This window comes from Streptomyces sp. NPDC104309 (assembly GCF_055584025.1).
Genome location: NZ_JBVJMV010000016.1, coordinates 152374 through 175218 on the forward strand (window position 1 = coordinate 152374; position 22845 = coordinate 175218).

Genomic DNA, 22845 nt, shown 5'->3' on the forward strand with positions numbered 1-22845 from the left:
GACGAAAGCCTCGAACCGTCACAGGGTGGGTGCGTGACCGCAGCCCGCGCCCGGAGGTAGATGTGCCGCGTCAGCACAGGACCGGGGGAGTGGAGAGGCCGAGCCTGCGCGGCGTGGCCGCGGCCGTGACCTCTCTCCTGGCCCTCGCGGCCACCTCCCTCGTCGCCGGGCCGGCCGTGGCCGCCATCGGCGAAGCGGGTCCGTGCGCGCTGCCCCGCACCGAGGCGCATCATTCACTCGGCCTGGGGGACTGGAACGACGCCTACCCCCGCCCCGTCCGCTCCCTCGACGCGGTCATGGTCTTCCTCTCCTTTCCCGACCACCGCCCCACCGCCACCCCGAAGGAACTCACCGCGGACTACTTCCCCGCCACCACCCAGTTCTTCCAGCGCGCCTCGTACGGGAAGTTCACCCTGCGCCCGCACCCGCTGAAGCAGTGGATCCAGATGCCCGAGGCCTCCGACTGGTACGGCATACAGCGCGACTGGAACAACGAGAGGCGCAGTGCCTATCTGCGCGATGCCATCGCGACGGCCGACCCGAAGGTCGATTTCTCCCGGTACGACATCGTCTACCTGGTCGCCGACCCGGACGCCCCGGGGGTCGACTCCGACGCCACCAAGGTCGTCAACTTCGATCAGCCGCTGCGCGCGGACGGTACGGAGATCCGGCGCCTCGTCACCGTCTTCGAACGGCACCCGCCGGACCACAACGTGCTGGCCCACGAGACCGGCCACGTCTTCGACCTGCCGGACCTCTACCACCGGCCGTCCGACGGCAAGGGCGACTGGGACACCTATGTCGGTGACTGGGACGTGATGGGCAGCCAGTTCGGTCTCGCACCGGACTTCCTCGGCTGGCACAAGTGGAAGCTGGGCTGGCTGGACCGCAGACAGGTGGTCTGCGTCCAGCGCAGCCGGGACATCACCCTGGAGCCGATCGCCGCCGCGCCCGCACCCGGCGGCTCCCTCGGCACCCGGCTCGCGGTGATCAGGACCGGTGAGGGCAGCGCCGTGGCCATCGAGGCGCGCGGCGCCACCGGCAACGACCGGACGACCTGCACCGAAGGCGTCCTGCTCTACCGGGTGCGGAACGGAACCCCGTCCGGCGGTGGCCCGGTCGAGGTACTCGACACCCACCCCACCACCGACGCCTGCTGGGACCGGTCCGTCTACGCCCCGCTCGCCGACGCCCCGCTGCAGGTCGGCGAGACGTACAGCATCCCCGGCGCGCACGCCAGGATCGAAGTCGCCGACCGGACGCCGTCGGGTGCCTGGACGGTCCGGATCACCACGGGAACATAGGTGTCCGCGATCACGAAGAAGCCCCCTCGCTTCCGCGAGGGGGCTTCTTCCGTCTGTGCGCCGCCAGGGACTCGAACCCCGGACCCGCTGATTAAGAGTCAGCTGCTCTAACCAACTGAGCTAGCGGCGCCTGCTGACGTCGTAGACATTAGCATCCTGATCGGCGGGAGGAAAAATCGGATTCCGAGCCGCCGGCGAGAGCGTCGACCGGGTCACCCGGACGCAGGCCCAGAGCAGTACGTCCGGACCCGGCAGCCAGGGGCCGCGGGTGTCGGGGGCGACCACCCAGCGGGGTCCGGGGGCGGCGGACGCGCAGGTCAGGGGCGGGACGGTCACCGCGTCCCCGGTGCCGTGGCAGAGCAGTGGCGGGACCTTGGCCTCGCCGCCGTCCCGCTCCCGCGGGTCCGCGGCGGCGCGCGGTTCGAGGCCGCCGCCCCACTCCTCCCAGTCGAGCAGCGACGGCAGCCGCTGGGCGGTGCCGGGGGAGGCGAAGAGCAGCATCCGTCCGCGATGCGTGGCGACGGGCCCGGAGCCGGGCCCGTCGGCCCACAGGTGTTCCAGCATCCGGCGGCCGAAGAGGGTGGGCACGTTCACCACGTCGAAGGCCGATCCGCACGGCAGCACCCCCGGGGAGGTGGGGTGGGCCTCCCACTGGGCCAGCGTGCTGCGCGGATAGGCCGTGGCGCCGGCGAGCCAGGCGGCGCCGGCCGCCGTGACCTGGGCAGTCTGGCTCGCGGTCCGGTCCCGCAGGAGGGCGAAGACGTCGGAGCCGTGCTGGGGGGCGTCGCCGGTGTGCAGGGTCGTTTCGTCTGGCAGCCATGCGCTCATGCAGGCATGTCTACCGGGAGTGATCAAGTGGATTCCGAGAGTTGCCGGAAACCGGGACAGGTGAGGGTGCAAAGGAGTATCTTGCGCGCGGGCATATGCCAGTGGTGGTACCCGGAGTCACGGCCGGGTGGAGCGAGGGCCCGGACGGCCCCGGTTGCGGTGGCGGGCCGGGACGGGGCGGGGCGGCGGACCCGATGGCATCGGTACGGCGCTCGGGCCGGTGCCGGTGCCGGGCCCAAGGGGGAGGTCAGGGTGCGGAGCCGCCCAGCAGGCTCCGGCCGAACTCCACCATCTTCTTGGCATAGTCCTCGGTCCACTCCGCGCGCTGCGCGATGTCCGCGGTCGTCAGCCGGTCGAACCGGCGCGGATCGGCGAGCTGAGCGGCCGCGAGCGCCTGGAACTCGACCGCCCGGTCGGTCGCGGCGCGGAACGCCAGGGTCAGCTCGGTGGCGCGGGTCAGCAGCTCCTGCGGATCGTCCATCGACTCCAGGTCGAAGAAGTGCTCGGGATCGGCGACCGACGCCGACGGCTCGAAGAGCAGGGGCGCGGGTCGCAGCCGCTGCTGCTCGTTCCGCTCGGGTTGTGCCATGTGGTGTTTCCTCCTTCGGTGGGCCCGACGGCCACCCTCCATTGTCCAACGTCCCGCAAGCGGCCGTCCGGCGTTCCGCGAACGGCCGCCCTCACGCCTGCCACCGCACCCGGTGTTCCGCCAGATGCGCCATCACCGCGTGGTTCGCCTCCCAGCCGTCCGGGAATTTCACCGTGACCCCCAACTGCACGGGCTCCGTCGACGGGTGCTCGTCCAGGAGCTCCGCGACGCCCGCCCGGCACACCACGACGCAGGCGTGCCGGTGGCGCGAGGCCAGTACGCACAGCCGGCCCGTCTCCAGATGGAACGCCGTGGCGTCCGGGCGGCCGGAGAGCGGGTGCAGGACCACCGTCACATCGAACTCGCGGCCCTGGAGCCGGTTCGCCGTGTCCACCGCCACGCCCGTCACCCCCAGCTCCGCGAGCGCCGCCCGTACCGCCGCCGCCTGATCGCGGTGGGCGGTGCCGACCGCGACCCGGTCCGCCGTCACCGGGGCCGGCTCGGGGGAACGCTCGCTCGTCGCCGCGCCGCCCCGGTCCAGCAGCCGGCGGACGACCAGCGCCACCGCCCGTACCGCCTCCGGGTCGGTGCGCGGGGTGTGCCGGGCCGGGAGCTCCAGCAGGCCCCAGCCGGACTTTGCGGCCTCGTCCAGCACCCGGTCCGGTGCCGAGCCGTCGGACGCGACGCCGAACGACAGCCGCCGGTCCCCGTGGTCCGTACCGCTGCGGAACGGGGTGTACGGGTAGAACGCGTCCGAGACCAGCGGCGCGGCGGAGGCCGGCAGCCGCCACGAGACCGGCAGCCGGTGCTGCGGCAGCCGGGGATTGTGCGCGAGCAGCGTGGAGACCGCGCTCGCGGACGGGTCGTACGACAGCCCCGCCCACTGGTCCGCGCCCACGATCGAGAACGGGTCCAACTGGCCCGGGTCGCCGACGAACAGCGCCCGTTCGAAGAGTCCCGCGACGGCCAGCAGGGCGTCCGAACGCATCTGGTACGCCTCGTCGACGATCGCGTGCCCCCACGGCTCGACGTTCTTCACGTGCGCCCACTTGGCGGCCGTCGAGATGACGACGTCGAGTCCGGTGAGGTCCGACGCCTTGGCCGACTTCCGTACGTTGGCCAGGCCGTCCAGCACTTTGTCGTACGGGTCGGTGTCATTGCTGTGCAGCCGGCCGACCGGCAGTCCCGGGTCCTTCTCGGCCAGCCGCACCACCAGGTCGTCGACCTGGGCGTTGGTCTGCGCCACCACCATCAACGGGTGCCCGGCCGACGCGAGTTCGAGAGCGGCACGCACCACGAGCGTCGACTTGCCCGCGCCCGGCGGGGAGTCCACCACGATGCCGCGCGACGTGCCGCTCAAGGTGTCGGCGAGGATCGCGTCGGTCGCCCGCGCGGCCTGCGCGCCCGGGTCGAATACGGCCGTCACAGAAGGTCCTCCGCGGTCACGGGATCGGGATGCTCGGCACGCTCCGCGGCCGCGCCCGGCGGTCCGCCGTGCGTCCACGGCGTCTGCTCCGGGTCCGGCAGCTTCGGGCCGCCGCGCTGATCGTGCTCGAACAGCGTCCAGGAGATCCGGTCACCCGGCTCGGGCACCGAACCCGGGGCCGGTTCCTTGCTTCTGCCCATCCGGTCGGTGATGCGCAGCACCAGCGGAGGCGGGCCGTCGTCCTCCGGTTCCGCGGCGAATCCCACGAACTCGGCGGTCTGCGGCCTGCCTTCGAGCGAGCGGTACACCTTGGTGCGCTCGCCGAGATGCGGGCGCTCGTCCGTGCGGACCGTGACCAGCGGACGCGGGGACGGGCGCTTCGACTCGCTGTACGCCATCACCACCTCCGTCACCTCGCCGACGAACGCCTCACCGGCCAGCCGCCGTCCGGCCAGCACCAGCGGATCGTCCAAGGCCTCCTGCGCCTCCAGCTGGGCCTGCGCCGTCTCGCGCGAGGCCAGCTTCTGCGCCGCCGTCACCGCGTCGTCCCGGCGCGGCTGCGGCGGCTCACCGGAACGCACCCGGTCCCGGTGCCCGGTGAACGACCAGCGGTCCCGCGTCCAGCGGTCCTCGGCCCTGGTCCCCTCGGGCAGCTCCCTCAGCAGATCGAGCCCCCGCCACACCGCATCCCACGTCGGCCGCATCACCCCGGCCAGCAGCGCCCTGATCTCCCGCTCGGCGGCGGTCAGTTCGCCGAGCCGGGCATCGGCGGCGAGGCCGTCCTCGGCCGCCGCGAGCGAGGTGCGCGCCCGGTCGTACTTCTCGATGGCGGGCGCCAGCAGCCGGTTGTCGAACGCCGGGTCCGTGGCCGGGCCGGCCGGCGGGCACAGCAGCTGTCCTGCGCCGTCCCGGTCCAGCTCCGCACTGAGTGCGGCCCGCGCCCCGGACTCGCCCGCCGGGGCGTCGATCCAGGCCAGCAACGCGCCCAGATGCTGATCCTCCAGACTGCTCTGCCCGGTCGCCCAGTGACGGTTCAGCAGATCCGTCGTGGCGAGCAGCAGGGAGGAGCCCGGCACCCTGGCCCGCTCCCCGTAATGCGTCAGCCAGCGGCCCAGCAGCGGGACGCGGGCGGGCGCCGGGTAAGGGGCCTCGGGATCGTCCTCCGCCGTGCGCCGGAACCGCATCGAGCGGCCGAGCAGCCGTACGAAGTCGATGCCCGCCCGGCTCGGCACGATCAACTGCGGTGCGTCCGCACACAGTTCGACCTCGACCTTGACCTTCTTCCCGGTCTCCGGATCGGTCTCGCTCCGCTCGGCGGGCTCGATGACGTCCTCGTACGCCTCGATGTGCGGCAGCACCGCCTCGGCCAGCTCGGCGAGGAACGCGAACCGCAGATCCCGGTCGCGCGGCTGCGCGACCGCCAGCAGCCGGGGCGCCTCCCGGTCGGTCCCGACGAGCGCGCCCAGTGGGGCGCCCGCCTCACCGGCGGTGGTCAGTGGCACCAGGACGAGCGGCCGGTCGGTGAGATGGCGGTGCAGGACCGTCGTCATCGGCTGTGCCCGGCCGCTCTCCACGGCCTCCAGCCGGGCCAGGGTGCTGATCAGCGACATGCCGGACCGCCCGCCAGGGCCTCGGCACGCAGCGCCGCCGCCCGCCGCAGGGCCGCGACCGTCGGATCGGCCGGGTCGCCCTCCTTGCCCGCGGCGGCGGCCAGCACCGCACCCACCGTGGTCAGCCCGCCGAGCTCGCCCCGCACACTGCGCCCCAGTGTCTCCACCGCACCGGCCGCGCGGGACTTCGCCCGGCAGTGGAAGGCCAGTTCACAGGCGGACAGGCACTCCGGGGCGTAGGCCGCGCCGACCGACTCGACCGCCGCGTCCAGCTGCTGCCGGGGGCACTCCGGGTCGAAGGTGGCGCCCTCGGGCAGGGCCGCCGCGATGTCCTCGATCCGGGTCAGCCTGGTCAGCTGACGCCGGGTGACCGCACGCTGCTTGCGTACGTCGACGACCGAAGCGGTGGGCAGATTGGAGAAGTCCTTCGGGCAGACCAGCAGGACCCGGTGGCCGACCTCGGCGCCCTCGGTCAGCTCCGCGATCCGCTCCAGAGCCAGTACGTAGACGGCGGACTGCCGGGCCGCCGCGCCGACCTTCGCGGCATCGGCGGAACCGTCGATCATGGGGAAGGACTTGATCTCGATGACCGTCCAGGTGCCGTCGGGGTGCACCGCCACCGCGTCCGGCTCCAGGTAGGCCGGGGAGCCGGCCACCTCCAGGGCCAGCATCGGGTGGTCCAGCAGCGCCCAGCCGCCCGACTCGGTCGCCTCCCGCAGCGCGAGGGCCGTACGCGCCGCGCGGCCCTCGGGACCGGCCGCGGTCAGATCGGGGACCAGCACCTCGTGCGGGGGCGCGCCGTCGCCGAGACGCTCGTGCAGCAGCCGCATCAGCTCCGTACCGCCGTCGGCCTTGACCTTGGCCTCGAAGGCGTTGCCCCGGACGAGAGCGAACTGGGACTGGCCGAAGGGGGCCGGCGAACCGAGCGCGGCGGCCAGCGCGGCCTTGTCCACTCCCGCGCCGTCCAGCAGGGCGCGGCGCCGGCAGCCGGGGTTGGCGGCCAGGGCCGCCAGTGCGCGGGCGTCCAGCGGCCGGGCCGCGACGGCCGGGCCCCGCAGCTCAGCGAGCCGCTGCCGGAGCGTCGTCCTGCGCTGGTCGCGCGTCTGCGGGGGCTGCGGTGTCGGCCCGGGACGCGCGGCCGTCCGAGGCGTCTGCGTCGGCCGCTGCCGGGGCGTCGGTGGAATCTGCGGAGGTGGTCCGCTGGCCAGGGATTCGCTCACCCGCCGAAGTCTCGCATCCGGCACTGACAACCGGGGACTTCGTGGTCGCGACGAGCCTCGGGAAGCGGGCTTCGAGCCGGTCCCTGATCCGGTCCGCGAGACGCATCACCGGTCCGGCCAGCAGGGCTCCGACGCCCATCACGGCGACGCCCGCGACCGCGTCGAGGAAGTAGTGGTTGGCCGTGCCCATCACGACGAACGTGGTGACCAGGGGGTACGCGATGCCCGCGGCCCGTACGAGCGGGTGGCGGCCGTGGCGCCACAGCAGGATCCCGCACCAGAGCGCCCAGCCGACGTGCAGGCTCGGCATCGCCGCGTACTGGTTCGTCATCCCGCCCATGCCGCGCGGGGCGCTCGCCTCGGTTCCCCACCACCCGTACGAGCTGTACTGCGCCATCGTGTCGACGAATCCGTGACTGGCGTGCAGCAGCCGGGGCGGGCAGGTCGGCAGCAGGGTGAAGCCGATCAGGCCGAGCAGTGTGGAGGTCATCAGCCAGGTGCGGGCCCTGCGGTACAGGGCCGCGCGGTGGCGGAAGAGCCAGATCAGGACGGCCGGGGTGACCAGGTAGTGCAGGGACGCGTAGGCGAAGTCGGCGGGTATGCCTATCGAGGAGTGCGCGGTGAGCAGCCGGTTGAGCGGGTGCTCGAAGTTGATGTGGAGCGTCTTCTCCAGGTGCAGGATGCGCAGACCGTGGTCGACGGCCGTGGACACGTCGCCGCGCGCCACCAGCCGGCCCGCCGAGTAGGCTGCGTACACCAGGGCCAGCAGCGGCAGCTCGGTCCACCAACGGGGCCGTGGGCGCGTTATGGGCGCGGTGCTGGCATGCTGCATCCGGAAGCTCTCCATCATGTGTTAATGCGACCGACAGCGGGCGTTCAACCGTACGGTGCGGGCCGGCCGCGATTCCCCCGGGGGTCCCTGTCGGGTACCCCGTGCGTGTACGGACATTTCCGTTGGTTTTCTCCGCCGGAGATCTCCGTGCAGAGAGGGACGCCGGTTCGGCCCCGGAGGTTGCCTCGCGTGCGCGTGCGCGATGATGGGAAAACCGGACGATCCGTTCTGTCCCGATCGCCGGCCTCAGATCTCAGTTTCAGGGAGAGCCGTCATGGCACCGCGTATCCTGCTCGCCCGGCACGGCCAGACGGAATGGTCCGTCAGGGGCAATCACACCGGCAGGACGGACATTCCGCTGCTCGACACCGGCCGTGCGGGCGCCAAGCTCCTCGGCGAGCGGCTGCACCGCGGACCGTGGGCGGACCTGCCGGGCCTCGAAGTCCGCACCAGCCCGCTGCTGCGGGCGAGGGAGACCTGTGAGATCGCGGGCTTCGCGGACCGGGCCGAGCCGTGGGACGCGCTCATGGAGTGGGACTACGGGGCGTACGAGGGGATGACTCCGGCAGAGATCAAGGCGATCCGTCCCGGCTGGTTCATCTGGCGTGACGGGGTGCCGGAGGGGGAGACCCTGGCCGAGCTGTCCGGCCGCGCCGACGAGATCGTCGACTGGGCCCGCTCGGCCGACCGCGACGTCCTGGTCTTCGCCCACGGGCACATCCTGCGGGCGCTGGGAGCGCGGTGGCTCGGCGAGGACGTGTCGTTCGCGGCGCGCATCCGGCTCGATCCGACGTCGCTCTCGGTGCTGGGATGGGCCTACGGGGCGCCCGCGCTGGAGCGCTGGAACGACACGGGCCACCTGGACCGGTGACCCGGCCGTTCCGGGAGCGGCCCCGCTCGCCGGACGGGCTTGTAGCCCTGCGTCCCTGACCAGGGGCAGGAGTTCCGTGTCCGGGCGGCTGACGGGTCCGGTTCGCCGGCCCAGCCGGGTTTCGGCGCGCGGGACGTCGGCCGGGGCTCGCCGTCCGCCGCGGGCGGGCGCGACGCGCCCGCCGGAGCCTCTACCCGGCCGGCTCCGCGACCTCCGCGTACCGCTCCATGAACCCCCGTACCTCCACCGCACCCCGCTGTGGCGCCAGCACCGCCGTCGCGTCCGCCAGCATCGCCCGGATACGGGACGACTGGACGCGGTCCAGCAGGTCCAGCACCTGATGGCCCGCCGTCGCCGCCTCCGCGACCCGGCCGGCCCGTGCGAGGTCCGTGGTCAGTTCGGCCCGGTACAGCGCCAGGTTCCGGGTGAAGTGCGGGTCCTGGAGCCGCGTCGCGCGCAGTGCGTGGCGGGCCGCCCGCGACCAGTCGCCCAGTGCCGACCAGCACTGGGCCTCCAGCATCTCCAGCTCCGCCTCCCGGAAGAAGGTCATCCACTCCGGATCGGCGTCGCAGGGCCCGCGCCCGAACGCGGTGTGCGCGCGGCCGATCGCCCGTTCGCAGCCCGTACGGTCCCCGAGCCCTGCCCGGCCCCCCGCCTCCCGCAGCGCGAGCAGGGCCAGCAGCCGCGGCGAGCCGAGCGGCTGTGCCGCCCGCTGCCCGGCCTCGGCCGCGCGTACGGACTCACGGGGCCGTCCCGTGTCCCTGGCCAGGAACGACGTATTGCAGAACGCATGCGCCTCCAGCGCCGCGTCGCCCGCCACCCGCGCGGTGGCGAGCGCCTCCGCGTAGTGCGAGCGGGCGTCCTCGAACCGGCCCGAGTCATGGGCCAGCCAGCCCACCGAGATGGCCAGTTCGCCCGCTCCCGCATGCAGCCGGTCGGCGGTGGAACGCTTGGTGGCGGTCCCGGAGTCGAGCAGCGCGTACGCCGCCCGCAGCGGCCGGGACGCCCTGCGGTACAGGCCGTCACCGCCGTGCCGGTCGTCGAGCAGCCGGATCTGCCGTACCGCCTTCTCGACGGCGCTCACCTCGGCCTCGCCGACGCGGCGTGGGTCGGGCAGGGTGGCGGCGGCGGAGGGGCCGTCCAGGCCGAGACCCAGGGTCGCGGCCGCCATCGCGGTGGTGCCGCTCGTCATGAATACGCGACGCAGCACGTCGCTCTCCTCGTCGGTGTCGCTGTGGAGCGCTGGGGGCGGTGGGGTTTCGGCAGTGGCCCGCGCACCTCGGCCGCGTACGGTTTCGCGCGCTGAGAAGCCCAGGTCCGCCAGGGTCGTCCCGGGGAACATGTGCAGGAAGACCCGCTCGTACGCGTAGTTGGGGCAGCGGATCTCGCCGGACTCCACGCGTCCGATGTACCGGGCGTCGCACGCGACCTGCTCGCCGATCTCGCGGGCGGACCTGCGTACCGCGGCAGCGAACTCCCCGGCGGAGCGCGGGCCGCGCAGCCGCCGGAAGGCGAGGTTGGGAACTGCCCCTGTCGACACCATGGGCTAGGACCTCTCTTCTGCAGCCGGGGTTCCTGCTTCCGGTGTCCCGGCGGAGCAAGAACGTACCGGCTGTGACGCGTCGCACACTCAGCGATTACGTACAAAAGGGATATATCGTCCACGATCCGCCATGAACTGCCACCCTTTGCGGCGGCGTGGCACCGTAGCCCTTGACGCCGTCGGCGCGTTGGTCCACGCGGAGACGGAATCGGCTCCGCCCGGCGATGAGAGGAGAGGTCCCTTGTTGCATCTCGGCACGGAGACCGGCTCACGGACGACCGCGACGACCCCGGCCGCAACGGGTGCCACGGCGCCCGCCGCCCTCACGGAGGACCACGGCGCCGAGCCCTGCGACCTGGTGACGGTCCCGGCCCGCCAGGGACTGGAGGCCGTGGACATCCTGCGCCGCGGTGCCGACCAGGAGGCCGTCGGCCCGGTCCTGCACGACGGCGCCTGCGACACCCTCGGCTTCCTGGTGCCGCCCGGTACCGCCGAGGCCTGGGACGTACCGGGCAGCGCCTGTACGCAGACCGACGGCCGCGGGCTGCGCGTCCCCGCCGAACCGCCCGTCACCGGCAGCGGCTGGCTGCTGCCGCCCGGGGAGGACGCCCCGGTCACCGACCCGGGCGCGCTGCGGGCCGCGCTCGACCAGGCGGCCCGGCTGATCGAGGCGGCCGACAGCTGCCGCTGACCACCGCCTCCCCGCCCGCGCGCCCATGGCCGACCGCGGACTTCCTGCCGGCGCGCCCATAATGGGCCGGTGGCCGGATTCCCCGGCACGGCCGGTTCCGTGAACGGGCCCGGAGCGATGAGCAGTGAGCAGGCACGAGCAGCAGTGGCACGTCGAGGAACGCCGGACGGCGGCGCGGGCGCCCGCAAGCGGTCCGACCGCAGGGCCGACGCCAGGACCGAACGCGTGGGCGGGCGCAGGGCCGAGCCCCTCGCCGAACCCGTGGACGGCGGTCTCGCCGAGCTGGTGCCCGACCGGGAGCGCCCGCACGCCTGGACGCTGACGCTCGACGGCGCCCCCCAGTCCCATGTGGACCTCGACGACCCCACGTATCTGTCCTTCGAGTACCAGCGCAGGATCGGCCACATCGCCGACCTCGTCGCACCCCCCGGGCAGCCTCTGCACGTCGTGCACCTGGGCGGCGGCGCCTTCACGCTCGCCCGCTACATCGCCGCGACCCGCCCCCGCTCCACCCAGCAGATCGTCGAGGTGGACGCCGCGCTCGTCCAACTGGTCCGCCGGGAGCTGCCGTTGGACCCGCAGGCCAGGATCCGGGTCCGGTCCACCGATGCCCGCGCCGGGCTCGGGAAGATCCAGGACGGCTGGGCGGACCTCGTCATCGCGGACGTGTTCAGCGGGGCCCGCACCCCCGCCCACCTCACCAGCACCGAGTTCCTCGCCGAGGTGCGCCGGGTCCTGAAACCCGGCGGGAGTTACGTGGCCAACCTCGCGGACGGGCCGCCGCTGACCCATCTCCGCGGCCAGATCGCCACCGCGGCCACGGTCTTCCCCGAACTGGCGCTCGCCGCCGACCCGACCGTCTGGCGCGGCCGCCGCTTCGGCAACGCCGTGCTGCTCGCCTCGGACCTGGCGCTGAAGGTCGCGGAGCTGACCCGCCGGGTCGCGACCGATCCGCACCCCGGACGCGTCGAACACGGGCGGGCGCTCGCCGACTTCACCGGCGGCGCGGCGGCGGTGAGGGACGCGGAGGCCAGACCGTCACCGGCGCCGCCGCCGTCGGCGTTCGGCTAGGTCCTGTCCTGTCGATCTTCGTGGATCAGCCCGGGGTGTCTGGTGCGGTGCATCGCAAGGCGGAGGATCGTCCTCGTACTGGACGTACTTGGGCGACTCCGACAACGCGGCGAGGTGCCGTGCCAGGCGTTCCGGGCCCGCGAAGATCGGCAGGACAGGGCCTAAGGGCTGTCACACGTCATCCCTGGCGGGCGCGCGACGACAGCTACGGCACCTCGCCGCGTTGTCGGAACATCCCCTCGACATCGTCCGCCGGGTCGCGGAGTCCACCGGCGGCGATGTGCGGATCGGCCGTTCGGCGCTCGGTGGCACGGAGGTGCGCGACTGGATCGGCCTCGACGGGCAGCGGCCGGAGCGGGACCGGCGCGGCCACCGGGTGCGGCGGCGTCGCCGTGCGATCCGCCGGAAGGCAGTGCTCCGATTCCGCTCCGGCGCAGGTCCGAACCTTTGACCAGCACCGATGCGTTCCTTAAGGGAGCCCTGAGAACGCCAACTCGGTTCCGAAGGGCGCCATGTGCCGGATTCGCTGCCGCTGGCGTGCTCCGAACCCCCACCCCGGCAGGACAGAGGCAGGCACGCGATGGGCACCAGTACGCACCGGCGCACGGCGAGCACCGGGACCAAGGCGATCGGCGCGTACAAGTAACCGCCCGACGTCCATGGACCAACACCCACTCCGCGCATCCCGGCCGGCCCCCACATCCCCACCTCCGGCCGGGGTGCGCGCCCCCTCTCTTTGACGCCTGGACCTTGTGGTGCCCGGACCTTTTGGTGCCCGGACGAAGCCCGACGGCCCCGCTACTCCGCCCGGTTCACCGCCGACAGCACGGCCTGGATCGACGCGGTGAGGACGGACGTGTCCTGGCCCGCCCCCCAGCGCCGCTCCCCGCCGGTGCCGACCCGGCACTCCGCGTACGCCATCGCCGGGCTGCCCCGCCCCGTCGACGTCGCGTGCTCGGTGAAGTCGAGGATGTCCACCTCGATGCCGGCCGCCGCCAGCGCACGGGTGAACGCCGACACCGGACCATTGCCGGTGCCCTCGTAGTCGCCCTCCCGGTCGCCCACCCGCAGCGTGCAGACGAACCGGTGCTCACCGGCCGGGTTCCGGTCGGTGGACCAGGAGGTCAGAGCCACGTTCCCGTCCTGTCCGGGGACCAGGTACGCCGCCTCGAACAGCTCCCACAGATCCTTCGGCGTGGCCTCCAGGCCGCTGTCGTCGGTCGCGGTCTGCACCGTACGGGAGAAGTCCGTGCGCATCCCGGCCGGCAGGTTCACCCCGTAGTTGCTCTGCAGCAGATGGGCGATGCCGCCCTTCCCCGACTGGCTGTTGACCCGGATGACCGCCTCGTACGTACGCCCCACGTCCGCCGGGTCGATCGGCAGATACGGCACCGACCACCGGTCCGAGCCGCTGCGCGCGTGATGGGCGAAGCCCTTGCTGATGGCGTCCTGGTGGGTGCCGGAGAACGCGGTGTGGACGAGATCGCCGCCGTAGGGGTGGCGGGGCGGCACCGGCAGCCGGTTGCAGTGCTCGACCGTGCGGCGGATCTCGTCGATGTCGGAGAAGTCGATCATCGGGTCGACGCCCTGGGCGTGCAGGTTGAGGGCCAGGTTGACCAGGTCGACGTTGCCGGTGCGCTCCCCGTTGCCGAACAGACAGCCCTCCACGCGCTGTGCGCCCGCCAGGACGGCCAGTTCGGCGCACGCGGTGCCGGTGCCGCGGTCGTTGTGCGGATGGACGGAGAGGATCACCGCGTCGCGCCGCTCCAGATGACGGTGCATGTACTCGATCTGGTCCGCGTACACATTCGGCGTGGCGATCTCCACCGTGGCGGGCAGGTTGTGGATGACCGGCCGGTCCGGGGAGGCGTCCCACAGCTCGGTGAGGCCGTTGCAGAGCTCCAGGACGAAGTCCGGCTCGGTGAGGACGAAGACCTCGGGGGAGAACTCGAACCGGATGTCCGCCGCGGGCCGCGCCCGCGCCAGCCGCTCCATCCGCGTCGCCGACTCGCGCACCACGCCGTGCACCTCGGCACGGCTGCGGCCGAGCACGACATCGCGCCAGACGGGGGCGGTCGGGATGTACAGATGGACCACTGCGCGGTCCATCCCCTCGATGGATTCGAAGGTCCGCTCGATCAGGTCCTGCTTGGCCGGGGTGAACACGACCACGGTGACGTCGTCCGGCACGGCGTCGCTCTCGGCCAGATGCCGGACGAAGTCGAAGTCGGTGCGGCTCGCGGACGGATAGCCGACCTCGATCTCCTTGTATCCCATGGCGACGAGCAGATCGAACATCCGGCGCTTGCGCGGGGTGTCCATGGGTTCGGCCAGTGCCTGATTGCCGTCCCGCAGGTCGACGGGTACCCAGAGCGGGGCCTTCGTGATACGGGCCTGCGGCCAGGTGCGCCCGGTCAGCGGGACCTCGACGCGGTCGAAGGCCGAACGGTAGCGGTGGGACGGCATGGAACTGCCGCGCTGCGGGTTCCAGCGGGGCGCGGCGGCGGGCACGGGCCCGCGCGGGGTGCAGATGGTGGGGAAGCTGTGCATCGGTGACAGGCGGTCGGACATGAAGGCGGACTCTTCTCGCATCGCCGGATGCGACCGGCACAGCACGGCACCCCGCGGCGGGGTGCCGGTCGCTTCAGGCCCCGCCGCGGCAGCCGAGAAGAAGGAGACCGCTGTGCGTCATGCCCGGTACAGTAGCCAGAAAGAAAGTCCTCAGACAACCTGACAGGTGAAATCCGTGTCCTCGCTCGGTCCACTCCGCCCCAGCCCCCTGGTCGAACAGGCCACGCACCATCTGCGCGAGCAGATCACGGAGGGGCACTGGCCGGTCGGCACGAAGATTCCCGGCGAGACCACCCTGGCCAAGACGCTCGGCGTGGGCCGCTCCACCGTCCGCGAGGCGGTGCGCACCCTGGCCACGCTCGGCCTCCTCCAGTCCCGTCAGGGCGCGGGCGTCTTCGTCATCGCCGACCACGCGACGGAGGACTGGCCGGCCCGACTGCGCCGGGCCTCCGTCGTCGATGTCTACGAGGTGCGCATGCTGATCGAGGTCCAGGCCGCGCGGCTGGCCGCGCGACGCCGTACGGACGAGGACCTGGCCGCCCTCGACGCGGCGCTCACCGCACGGCGGGCGGCGGGGGCGGGGGGAGACGCCGAGTTCGTCGACGCGGACATCGCCCTGCACCGGGCCGTGGTGGTCGCGGCCCACAATCCCGTACTCACCGACCTCTTCGGCGAGTTCGCCCCCGCGCTGCGGCAAGGGCTCATCGACCTCGTCGAGCTGTTCGGCCTGCGCCGCGAGAACCCGCACCCTGGCGACGCGAGCCATGACGCACTGGTGCGGGCCGTCGTGGCCGGTGACGCGGATTCGGCGGGCCGGGCCGCTCAGGCCGAATTGGAGTCCACGCTGGCCCGGCTGCGGACGGTGTAGGCCTGACGACTCCGACACGTCGGGGAGGCACGGCCGGCTGTGGGGCGTCGGCGATGGAACCGGCGCGCGGAACGCCGAGTGCGGAGCGCCAGGCCCAGGCCCCCGGGCTCGGCGTTCCGGGCTCGGCCTCCAGGCCCGCGCCTTCAGGCCCGCGCCGCCAAGCCGCCTCCAAGCCGGGCCTCCAAGTCGGGCCTCCAAGTCGGGCCTCCAAGTCGGGCCTCCAAGTCGGGCCTCCAAGTCGGGCCTCCCGGGCCCGCCCCCATACCCAGTCGCCCCGGGCCCGGAACGCCGAGTACCGGCGGCGGGTTCGGAGAAAGAACGCGGATCCGCCCCCGACCACCCCCGCCGCGCGATGCCCCGTTCACCTTCCGGCGGGCGGTCGGCCGTGAATCGGGGATGACGGGGGCCACTCCCGGCAGCGGCCGGAAACGCGGCGCGACGGGGCCTGTTCGGCGTGCCCGGTGCGGCGACCCTGCCTTGAAAGGCCCTTGGCCTGCGTGTTTCCGGAACCACACGAACTCTCGGCCGAAGTCGGTGGGCTATGGCAAGACTTGGGCGGGACACGGTCTCGTGACTTGCAGGACACACTCGGGCAACGGAAGCGCCTTCAACTCTTGACACCCACCCCCTCAAGGCAGGAACCTTCCGACATCGACGCATGGGAGCGCTCCCACATCGTGCGGGGATTCCCGTCCGAACGGCACTGCCCGTGTCCTCCCCCCTGAACACCCGGCACCCGCGCCCACCGGTGCGTATGCCGCGCAGTCAGAACGCCAGTCCCACCCCGGAACAAGGAGTAGTGGAATGCGTATCACCCGCACCGTCGCCGGCCGGAGCCGCAGAGCCGCGGTTCTGGCCACCACGGGGCTGACAGCCTCGGCCCTGTTGCTGACCGGCTGCAGCAGCGACTCGGATTCGTCGGGCAGCACGGGCCCCGATGCGAACGGGAAGATCACGCTGACCGTCGCCGACTTCGGGCAGTTCGGCTACAAGGAAGCCGGTCTCTTCGCCAAGTACCACGAGCTGCACCCGAACATCACGGTCAAGGAAGACGTCACCTCCGACGAGAAGGTCTACTACCCCAAGCTGCTCCAGCAGCTGAACTCGGGCAGTGGTCTCGCCGACGTCCAGGGCATAGAGGTCGGCCGGATCAAGGAGCTCGTCGACACCAAGGCGTCCTCCTTCGCCGACCTCAGCAAGGTGATCAACGTCGACGACTGGGTCTCCTGGAAGGAGAAGCAGGCCACCACGTCCGACGGCGCGGTGATCGGCGCGGGTACCGACATCGGTCCGATGTCGCTCTGCTACAACACCGACCTCTTCAAGAAGGCCGGCCTGCCGACCGACCGTGAGGAGGTTGCCAAGAAGGTCTCCGGCGGCTGGGAGGACTACCTCAAGCTCGGTGAGGAGTACAAGAAGAAGGCCCCCGCGGGCACCTACTTCATGGACTCCGCGAGCGCCATGTTCAACGCCGTGGTGAGCTCGAACGCGAAGCAGTACTACGACGAGAGCGGCAAGCCGGTCTATAAGGACAGCCCCAGCGTCAAGCAGGGCTGGAACCTGGCGGCCGAGGCGGCGTCCAAGAAGCTGACGCAGGGCCTCGCCCAGTTCAACGACCCGTGGACGGCCGCCCTGCGCAAGGGCACCGTCGCCACGGTGGCCTGCCCCGCGTGGATGGCCGGTCAGATCTCGGTCAACGCCGGTGACGCCAACAAGGGCAAGTGGAACATCACCACCGCGCCCGGTGCCACCGCCGCCAACTGGGGCGGTTCGTTCCTCGCCGTGCCCAAGTCCGGCAAGAACGTCGACGAGGCCGCCAAGCTCGTCAAGTGGCTGACCGCCCCCGAGCAGCAGGCCGCCGTCTTCAAGGCGATCGGCAGCTTCCCGTCCAACAAGGGCGCGTACGACCTGCCCGACGTGAAGGACGCGAAGCTGGAGTACTTCAACGACGCGCCGATCGGGCAGATCTACGCCGACGAGGCCAAGTCGATCCCCGAGACGGTGCTCGGCCCGAAGGACGGCGTCATCAAGGACACCATCTCCACCCAGATCAACAACATGGAGCAGCGCGGCACCAGCCCGGACGACGCGTGGAAGGCGGCGACCAGCGCGATCGACAAGGCGATCGGCTGACCGTCGCCGGTGCGGGCGGCTCCCGGGGGGCCGCCCGCACCGGCACGCGCGCACCCCGTCATCGGCTCAGCCCCGGCCCACGCCCGCCCCTTACCCGGGCGACCCCGTTACTCAGGGAAGGACTCCCGCCCGTGGCCACCTCGACTCCCACCCGGGATTCATACGCACCGCCACCCTCCGGCGGCTCCCCGCACGCGTCGGTGCCGTCGCGCCGGCGGGCCTGGCGGAGCCGGCTGTGGCGGTTCGACGACAAGGCGTCGCCGTACGCCTACATCGCTCCGTTCTTCCTCGTCTTCGGCGCCTTCGGGCTCTATCCGCTGCTCTACACCGGTTGGATCGCCCTGCACCGGGTGGAGATGACCGGCCTGAACCAGATGGAGTGGGTCGGCTGGGACAACTTCGACAAGATCCTGCACGACGCCGAGTTCTGGACGGCGGTCGGCAACACCTTCCTGATCGGGGTCATGTCGACGGTCCCGCAACTGCTGGTCGCGCTCGGCCTGGCCCATCTGCTGAACTACCGGCTGCGTGCCAGCGCCTTCTGGCGGACGGTCATCCTCACCCCGTACGCCACCTCCGTGGCCTCCGCGGCCCTCGTCTTCGCCCTGGTCTTCCGGGCCGACGGCGGACTGCTCAACTGGGCGCTGCACTTCGTCGGCCTCGGCGACACCAACTGGGCCAACGGTCACTGGACCTCGAAGATCGCCATCTCCGTCATCGTGATCTGGCGCTGGACGGGCTACAACACCCTGATCTACCTGGCCGCCATGCAGGCCGTACCGACCGATCTGTACGAGGCCGCGTCGCTGGACGGCGCATCGCGCTGGCAGCAGTTCCGCAAGGTGACCATCCCCTCGCTGCGGCCCACGATCCTCTTCACGATCGTCATCTCGACCATCGGCTCCATGCAGCTGTTCGGTGAGCCCCTGCTCCTTGAGGGCGGCACGCTCGGAGCCACCGGTGGCAACGAGAATCAGTACGAGACGCTCAGCGTCTACCTCTACAACTACGGCTGGAACCTCGGGCACCTCGGCCCGGCCGCCGCAGTGGCCTGGGCGATGCTCGCCCTCCTGCTGATCATCGCCGCGGTCAACTGGCTCATCGGCCGCTTCGTACGCACATCCGCGGTCTGACCGGGAGCGATTTCCATGACCATGACCAGCCCCACCACCGCCCCGGAACTCGGCGTCCCGAACCCGGCCCACCGCGCCGCGCGGCGTCCGAGCCGCTTCAGGCCGGGCGCGGGACAGCAGTTGCAGGGCGGCCCGTTCGCCTACATCGCCCTGGCCGTCGTCGGCATCGGCTCGCTCCTGCCGCTCTACTGGACCCTGGTGGCCGCGTCCCACACCCAGGACGAAGTACTCGCCACCACACCGCCGTTCCTGCCCGGCGGGCGGCTGCTGCACAATCTCGACGCCGCCTGGAACCAGGCACACCTCGGCAAGGCGATCGTCAACAGCGTCATCGTCTCCGGCTGCATCACGGCGGCGACGCTCTTCTTCTGCACCCTGGCCGGCTATGCCTTCGCCAAGATGCGCTTCAAGGGTCGCGGCGGTCTGATGACCGCGGTCATCGCCACGCTCACGATCCCGCCGCAGCTCAGCGTCGTCCCGCTGTTCATGATGATGTCCGACATCGGCTGGGGCGGAAAGCTGGAGTCGGTGATCTTCCCGACCCTGGTCAGCGCGTTCGGCGTGTTCTTCATGCGGCAGTACCTGAGCGAGGCGCTGCCCTACGAACTCATCGAGGCGGCCAAGATCGACGGCGCCAACAACTTCCGCATCGTGCGGAGCGTGGTCCTCCCGGTGGCCCGCCCCGCGATGATGGTGCTGGGGATGCTCACCTTCGTACAGGCCTGGAACGACTTCTTCTGGCCCTACCTCGCCCTCAACCAGCAGAACCCCACGCTCCAGGTGGCCCTCGGTCAGCTGAGCGCCTCCTACACCCCCGACCAGAGCATCGTGATGGCCGGTGCGCTGATCAGCACCCTGCCGCTGCTCGTGGTCTTCGTGATCTTCGGCAAGCAGATCGTCGGAGGGATCATGTCCGGCGCCGTCAAGGGCTGACCGCGCGTCACCCGTCCCACCCCGGACGCCCCGTACGGCCTGTCTCCCGACCGCAGGCCGTACGGCCCGGAGCTCCACCGCTTACCTGCCCCTGTTCGTCCACTCCTGGGAGCGCTCCCGCATGACTGCTGTACGACCCGACATCGCCCCGAAGCAGGCGCCCGAGGCAGCGGACTTCCCGACCGGTTTCGTCTGGGGGGCGGCCACCGCCGCCTACCAGGTCGAGGGCGCCGCGGCCGAGGACGGCCGCACCCCTTCCATCTGGGACACCTTCAGCCGCACTCCGGGCAAGGTCCGCAACGGTGACACCGGAGACATCGCCGCCGACCACTACCACCGCTACCGCGACGACGTGGCGCTGATGAAGCGGCTCGGCCTGAAGGCCTACCGCTTCTCCGTCTCCTGGTCCCGGGTGCAGCCCACCGGCCGCGGCCCCGCCGTCGAACGCGGACTGGACTTCTACCGCAGGCTCGTCGACGAGCTCCTGGAAGCGGGCATCGCGCCCGTCGCGACCCTCTACCACTGGGACCTGCCCCAGGAGCTGGAGGACGCCGGCGGCTGGCCGCACCGGGTGACCGCCGAGCGCTTCGCCGACTACGCCGCCATCATGGCCGGCGCCCTCGGCGACCGCGTCACGACCTGGACCACCTTCAACGAGCCGTGGTGCTCGGCCTTCCTCGGTTACGGCTCCGGCGTGCACGCCCCCGGCCGCACCGAGCCGGCCGCCGCCCTGCGCGCGGCCCACCATCTCAACCTCGCCCATGGCCGGGCGATCGAGGTTCTGCGCGACCGACTCCCCGCTGCCGCGCAGACCTCGGTCACCCTCAACCTCCACCAGGTCCGTCCGCTGACCGACAGCGAGGCCGACGTGGACGCGGCCCGCCGGATCGACGCGGTGGGCAACCGGGTCTTCACCGGCCCGATGCTGCGCGGCGCGTACCCCGAGGACCTGATCGCCGACACCTCGCACCTGGTGGACTGGTCGACGCTGGTCCAGGACGGCGACCTGGCCGCCATCTCCCGGCCGATCGACGTCCTCGGCGTCAACTACTACACGCCGACGCTGGTCTCCACGCCCACCGACGGCTGCGGCGACTCGCGCGACGACGGCCACGGCAACAGCGACCACTCGCCGTGGCCCGGCTCCGAGCATGTCGCCTTCCACCTCTCCGAGGGCAAGAAGCGCACCGCGATGAACTGGGCGATCGACCCCGACGGGCTGTACGACCTGCTCATCGACGTCTCCCGCGACCATCCCGGCCTGCCGTTGATGGTCACCGAGAACGGCGCGGCCTTCGACGACTACGTCTCGCCCGAGGGCCGGGTGGAGGACCCCGAGCGGATCGACTACCTGCGCGGCCACCTCGACGCCGTACAGCGGGCCGTGGCCGCCGGGGCGGACGTCCGCGGCTACTTCCTGTGGTCCCTGATGGACAACTTCGAGTGGGCGTACGGGTACTCCAAGCGCTTCGGCGCCGTCTACGTCGACTACGCCACCCAGCGCCGCATCCCCAAGGCGAGCGCCCACTGGTACGCCGACGTCATCCGCCGCCACGCACTGCCCCCCGTCACCGACCTCGGCTGAGCCCGACCGGCACACGCCCCCTCCCGAGACCCGGCCGTCCGTGCCGGGTCTCCGTCATTTCCGGCCGACTCCGGAGGCCGCGGAACCAGATAGGCCGCCCCCGTAGTATGGGAGCGCTCCCATATTTGCTGCTGCGGAAAGGCCGCCGGGCCCGGACGAGTGTCAAGGGAGCCGACACCAGGACTTGGTTCAGTTATCCGACTGTGAGAAATTGGCCGCGAACGGGAGGCAGCCATGGCGGCAGCGCGAGTACGGAGCGGCGGGCGGCCCACGCTCGAAGAGGTCGCGGCACGGGCGGGGGTGGGGCGAGGTACGGCCTCACGGGTCATCAACGGCTCCCCGCGGGTCAGCGCGCACACCCGCGAGGCGGTGGAGGCGGCCGTCGCCGAACTGGGGTACGTGCCCAATCGCGCGGCCCGCGCGCTCGCGGGAAACCGCACCGACGCCATCGCCCTCGTCGTGCCCGAGCCGGAGACACGTTTCTTCGCCGAGCCGTACTTCTCCGACATCGTCCGCGGTGTCGGCGCGGCGCTCGCCGACACCGACATGCAGCTGCTGCTCACCCTCGTCGGCAACGACCGCGAGCGCCGAAGGCTGGCCCAGTACCTGACCGCGCACCGCGTCGACGGTGTGCTGCTGGTCTCCGTCCACGCCGACGACCCGCTGCCGGACCTGCTGGAACAGCTCGGCATGCCGGCCGTGATGAGCGGGCGCAGGTCCGCCTCCGAATCGCTCGCCTCGGTCGACTCCGACAACTTCGAGGGTGCCCGCGCCGCCGTCGACCACTTGATCGCCCGGGGCCGCCGCTCCATTGCCACGATCACCGGGCGCCTCGACGTCTACGGTGCCCGGCGCCGCCTCGACGGCTACCGCAAGGCGGTCTCCGTGGCCGGTCTCGGCCCCGACGAGCAGCTGATCGCCCCCGCCGACTTCAGCGAGGAGAGCGGCGCCCGTGCCATGCGCGAGCTGCTCGCCCGCCGCCCCGATGTCGACGCGGTCTTCGCCGCCTCCGATGTCATGGCCGCGGGAGCCCGCCAGGTGCTTCGCGAGGCCGGCCGGCGCATCCCGGACGATGTGGCCCTCATCGGCTTCGACGACTCGGCCGTGGCCCGTCACATGGACCCGGCGCTCACCAGCGTGCGCCAGCCGATCGAGGAGATGGGCCGCACGATGGCCCGCGTACTGCTCCAGGAGATCGCGGGCGAGAACCAGGAGCGTCCGCAGATCGTGCTCCCCACGGAACTGATCGTCCGCGACTCCTCGTGACAGCCGTCTCACGGCCGCCTGGTGAGGGAGGCTCAGACATGGGAAAGGCCCCTCGAATTCGCCCTCGACCGGGGCCTTTCCCCTCAGGGTGAGTAACGGGACTCGAACCTGTTTTGTTAGCCATATTTGACCTGCGGTGATGCTGAAAAGTCCACCAAATAGGGCCAGTTCGATACCACGGGAGTGAGCCCCGACCGCGAGCGCGGCCGGGGCTCGTCTCGTTCAGTCCTGCGGTGCCTCGGGGTTCGGCGGGGCAATGAATGCCCGCACCGGCCGGGGATCCGGGTCACGTGAGTCCGGTGTCTGCTTGGCCTCCCACGCCGCCACCAACTCCGCGTACCGGGGATCGATCCAATCCATGCGCGGCCTCC

18 protein-coding genes, 1 tRNA gene and 2 pseudogenes are annotated in these 22845 nt (G+C 71.9%); 11 read left to right on the forward strand and 10 right to left on the reverse strand.

The window, feature by feature from the left end; translation table 11 throughout:
* Positions 1 to 89 precede the first annotated feature (89 nt).
* Positions 90 to 1304, forward strand: a complete 1215-nt coding sequence (locus ACZ68L_RS24050; protein ID WP_469579987.1) for a M6 family metalloprotease domain-containing protein — start codon at positions 90 to 92, stop codon at positions 1302 to 1304.
* 56 nt (positions 1305 to 1360) lie between these two features.
* Here the strand turns inward: ACZ68L_RS24050 and ACZ68L_RS24055 are convergent.
* The 7 genes and pseudogenes from ACZ68L_RS24055 to ACZ68L_RS24085 form a co-directional block, all read right to left on the reverse strand.
* Positions 1361 to 1434: transfer RNA gene (locus tag ACZ68L_RS24055), tRNA-Lys, on the reverse strand.
* Positions 1425 to 2132: a bifunctional DNA primase/polymerase gene (locus ACZ68L_RS24060; protein WP_469579989.1), complete on the reverse strand. Its 708-nt coding sequence runs from the start codon at positions 2130 to 2132 to the stop codon at positions 1425 to 1427. The genes ACZ68L_RS24055 and ACZ68L_RS24060 overlap by 10 nt, the downstream gene beginning before the upstream one ends.
* A gap of 247 nt (positions 2133 to 2379) precedes the next feature.
* Positions 2380 to 2721 (reverse strand): hypothetical protein, encoded by a 342-nt coding sequence (locus ACZ68L_RS24065; RefSeq protein ID WP_469579991.1) that lies wholly within the window; start codon positions 2719 to 2721, stop codon positions 2380 to 2382.
* Positions 2722 to 2812: 91 nt separating this feature from the next.
* Complete coding sequence (locus ACZ68L_RS24070) at positions 2813 to 4147, reverse strand: AAA domain-containing protein (RefSeq protein ID WP_469579992.1); 1335 nt, start codon at positions 4145 to 4147, stop codon at positions 2813 to 2815.
* Positions 4144 to 5757 carry a hypothetical protein gene (locus ACZ68L_RS24075; protein ID WP_469579995.1) on the reverse strand — a complete coding sequence of 538 codons (1614 nt, stop codon included), beginning with the start codon at positions 5755 to 5757 and terminating at the stop codon, positions 4144 to 4146. The genes ACZ68L_RS24070 and ACZ68L_RS24075 overlap by 4 nt, the downstream gene beginning before the upstream one ends.
* Entirely contained in the window at positions 5748 to 6977 is a 1230-nt protein-coding gene (locus ACZ68L_RS24080; RefSeq protein WP_469579997.1) for a hypothetical protein, read from the reverse strand. Before ACZ68L_RS24080 ends, ACZ68L_RS24075 begins: the two co-directional genes overlap by 10 nt.
* A 181-nt stretch (positions 6978 to 7158) precedes the next feature.
* Positions 7159 to 7827, reverse strand: a pseudogene (locus tag ACZ68L_RS24085) (phosphatase PAP2 family protein); the annotation flags it as partial.
* A 256-nt stretch (positions 7828 to 8083) separates the two neighbouring features.
* On the opposite strand from ACZ68L_RS24085, the gene ACZ68L_RS24090 reads away from it, so the two are divergent.
* On the forward strand, positions 8084 to 8680 hold the full coding sequence (locus ACZ68L_RS24090; RefSeq protein WP_469579999.1) for a histidine phosphatase family protein: 597 nt from the start codon (positions 8084 to 8086) through the stop codon (positions 8678 to 8680).
* Between the two features lie 190 nt (positions 8681 to 8870).
* Here the strand turns inward: ACZ68L_RS24090 and ACZ68L_RS24095 are convergent, their stop codons facing one another.
* Positions 8871 to 10223, reverse strand: coding sequence for a tetratricopeptide repeat protein (locus ACZ68L_RS24095; protein ID WP_469580001.1), 1353 nt, complete (start codon positions 10221 to 10223; stop codon positions 8871 to 8873).
* Positions 10224 to 10464: 241 nt separating this feature from the next.
* Here ACZ68L_RS24095 and ACZ68L_RS24100 point away from each other — a divergent pair, with 241 nt between their 5' ends.
* The 3 genes and pseudogenes from ACZ68L_RS24100 to ACZ68L_RS24110 form a co-directional block, all read left to right on the forward strand.
* Positions 10465 to 10914 carry a hypothetical protein gene (locus tag ACZ68L_RS24100; protein WP_469580003.1) on the forward strand — a complete coding sequence of 150 codons (450 nt, stop codon included), beginning with the start codon at positions 10465 to 10467 and terminating at the stop codon, positions 10912 to 10914.
* A gap of 144 nt (positions 10915 to 11058) precedes the next feature.
* Positions 11059 to 11985 carry a spermidine synthase gene (locus ACZ68L_RS24105; RefSeq protein ID WP_469580068.1) on the forward strand — a complete coding sequence of 309 codons (927 nt, stop codon included), beginning with the start codon at positions 11059 to 11061 and terminating at the stop codon, positions 11983 to 11985.
* A gap of 238 nt (positions 11986 to 12223) precedes the next feature.
* Positions 12224 to 12436, forward strand: a pseudogene (locus ACZ68L_RS24110) (two-component sensor histidine kinase); the annotation flags it as partial.
* A 347-nt stretch (positions 12437 to 12783) separates the two neighbouring features.
* Here ACZ68L_RS24110 and leuA read toward each other — a convergent pair.
* Complete coding sequence (gene leuA / locus ACZ68L_RS24115; RefSeq protein ID WP_469580005.1) at positions 12784 to 14556, reverse strand: 2-isopropylmalate synthase; 1773 nt, start codon at positions 14554 to 14556, stop codon at positions 12784 to 12786.
* Positions 14557 to 14731: 175 nt separating this feature from the next.
* On the opposite strand from leuA, the gene ACZ68L_RS24120 reads away from it, so the two are divergent.
* From ACZ68L_RS24120 to ACZ68L_RS24145, 6 genes are all read left to right on the forward strand, one after another.
* Positions 14732 to 15424, forward strand: a complete 693-nt coding sequence (locus ACZ68L_RS24120) for a FadR/GntR family transcriptional regulator (RefSeq protein WP_469580007.1) — start codon at positions 14732 to 14734, stop codon at positions 15422 to 15424.
* A gap of 804 nt (positions 15425 to 16228) precedes the next feature.
* Complete coding sequence (locus ACZ68L_RS24125; RefSeq protein ID WP_469580009.1) at positions 16229 to 17557, forward strand: ABC transporter substrate-binding protein; 1329 nt, start codon at positions 16229 to 16231, stop codon at positions 17555 to 17557.
* A gap of 131 nt (positions 17558 to 17688) precedes the next feature.
* The gene (locus ACZ68L_RS24130; RefSeq protein WP_469580010.1) at positions 17689 to 18690 is read left to right on the forward strand and encodes a carbohydrate ABC transporter permease; all 1002 of its coding nucleotides are present in this window, start codon (positions 17689 to 17691) and stop codon (positions 18688 to 18690) included.
* Positions 18691 to 18705: 15 nt separating this feature from the next.
* Complete coding sequence (locus ACZ68L_RS24135; RefSeq protein ID WP_469580012.1) at positions 18706 to 19623, forward strand: carbohydrate ABC transporter permease; 918 nt, start codon at positions 18706 to 18708, stop codon at positions 19621 to 19623.
* Positions 19624 to 19744: 121 nt separating this feature from the next.
* Entirely contained in the window at positions 19745 to 21208 is a 1464-nt protein-coding gene (locus ACZ68L_RS24140; protein WP_469580015.1) for a GH1 family beta-glucosidase, read from the forward strand.
* Positions 21209 to 21442: 234 nt separating this feature from the next.
* Positions 21443 to 22474, forward strand: a complete 1032-nt coding sequence (locus tag ACZ68L_RS24145; RefSeq protein WP_469580017.1) for a LacI family DNA-binding transcriptional regulator — start codon at positions 21443 to 21445, stop codon at positions 22472 to 22474.
* 222 nt (positions 22475 to 22696) lie between these two features.
* On the opposite strand, the gene ACZ68L_RS24150 is transcribed toward ACZ68L_RS24145, so the two are convergent.
* Complete coding sequence (locus tag ACZ68L_RS24150) at positions 22697 to 22834, reverse strand: hypothetical protein (RefSeq protein WP_469580018.1); 138 nt, start codon at positions 22832 to 22834, stop codon at positions 22697 to 22699.
* Positions 22835 to 22845: the final 11 nt, after the last annotated feature.

Excerpts from the sequence above, each read along its gene's own strand:
- ACZ68L_RS24060 (WP_469579989.1), bottom strand. The coding sequence starts at position 2,132 with ATGAGCGCATGGCTGCCAGACGAAACGACCCTGCACACCGGCGACGCC.
- ACZ68L_RS24065 (WP_469579991.1), bottom strand. The coding sequence starts at position 2,721 with ATGGCACAACCCGAGCGGAACGAGCAGCAGCGGCTGCGACCCGCGCCC.
- ACZ68L_RS24075 (WP_469579995.1), bottom strand. The coding sequence starts at position 5,757 with ATGTCGCTGATCAGCACCCTGGCCCGGCTGGAGGCCGTGGAGAGCGGC.
- ACZ68L_RS24090 (WP_469579999.1), top strand. The coding sequence starts at position 8,084 with ATGGCACCGCGTATCCTGCTCGCCCGGCACGGCCAGACGGAATGGTCC.
- ACZ68L_RS24095 (WP_469580001.1), bottom strand. The coding sequence starts at position 10,223 with ATGGTGTCGACAGGGGCAGTTCCCAACCTCGCCTTCCGGCGGCTGCGC.
- leuA (WP_469580005.1), bottom strand. The coding sequence starts at position 14,556 with ATGTCCGACCGCCTGTCACCGATGCACAGCTTCCCCACCATCTGCACC.
- ACZ68L_RS24125 (WP_469580009.1), top strand. The coding sequence starts at position 16,229 with ATGCGTATCACCCGCACCGTCGCCGGCCGGAGCCGCAGAGCCGCGGTT.
- ACZ68L_RS24135 (WP_469580012.1), top strand. The coding sequence starts at position 18,706 with ATGACCATGACCAGCCCCACCACCGCCCCGGAACTCGGCGTCCCGAAC.
- ACZ68L_RS24140 (WP_469580015.1), top strand. The coding sequence starts at position 19,745 with ATGACTGCTGTACGACCCGACATCGCCCCGAAGCAGGCGCCCGAGGCA.
- ACZ68L_RS24145 (WP_469580017.1), top strand. The coding sequence starts at position 21,443 with ATGGCGGCAGCGCGAGTACGGAGCGGCGGGCGGCCCACGCTCGAAGAG.
- ACZ68L_RS24150 (WP_469580018.1), bottom strand. The coding sequence starts at position 22,834 with ATGGATTGGATCGATCCCCGGTACGCGGAGTTGGTGGCGGCGTGGGAG.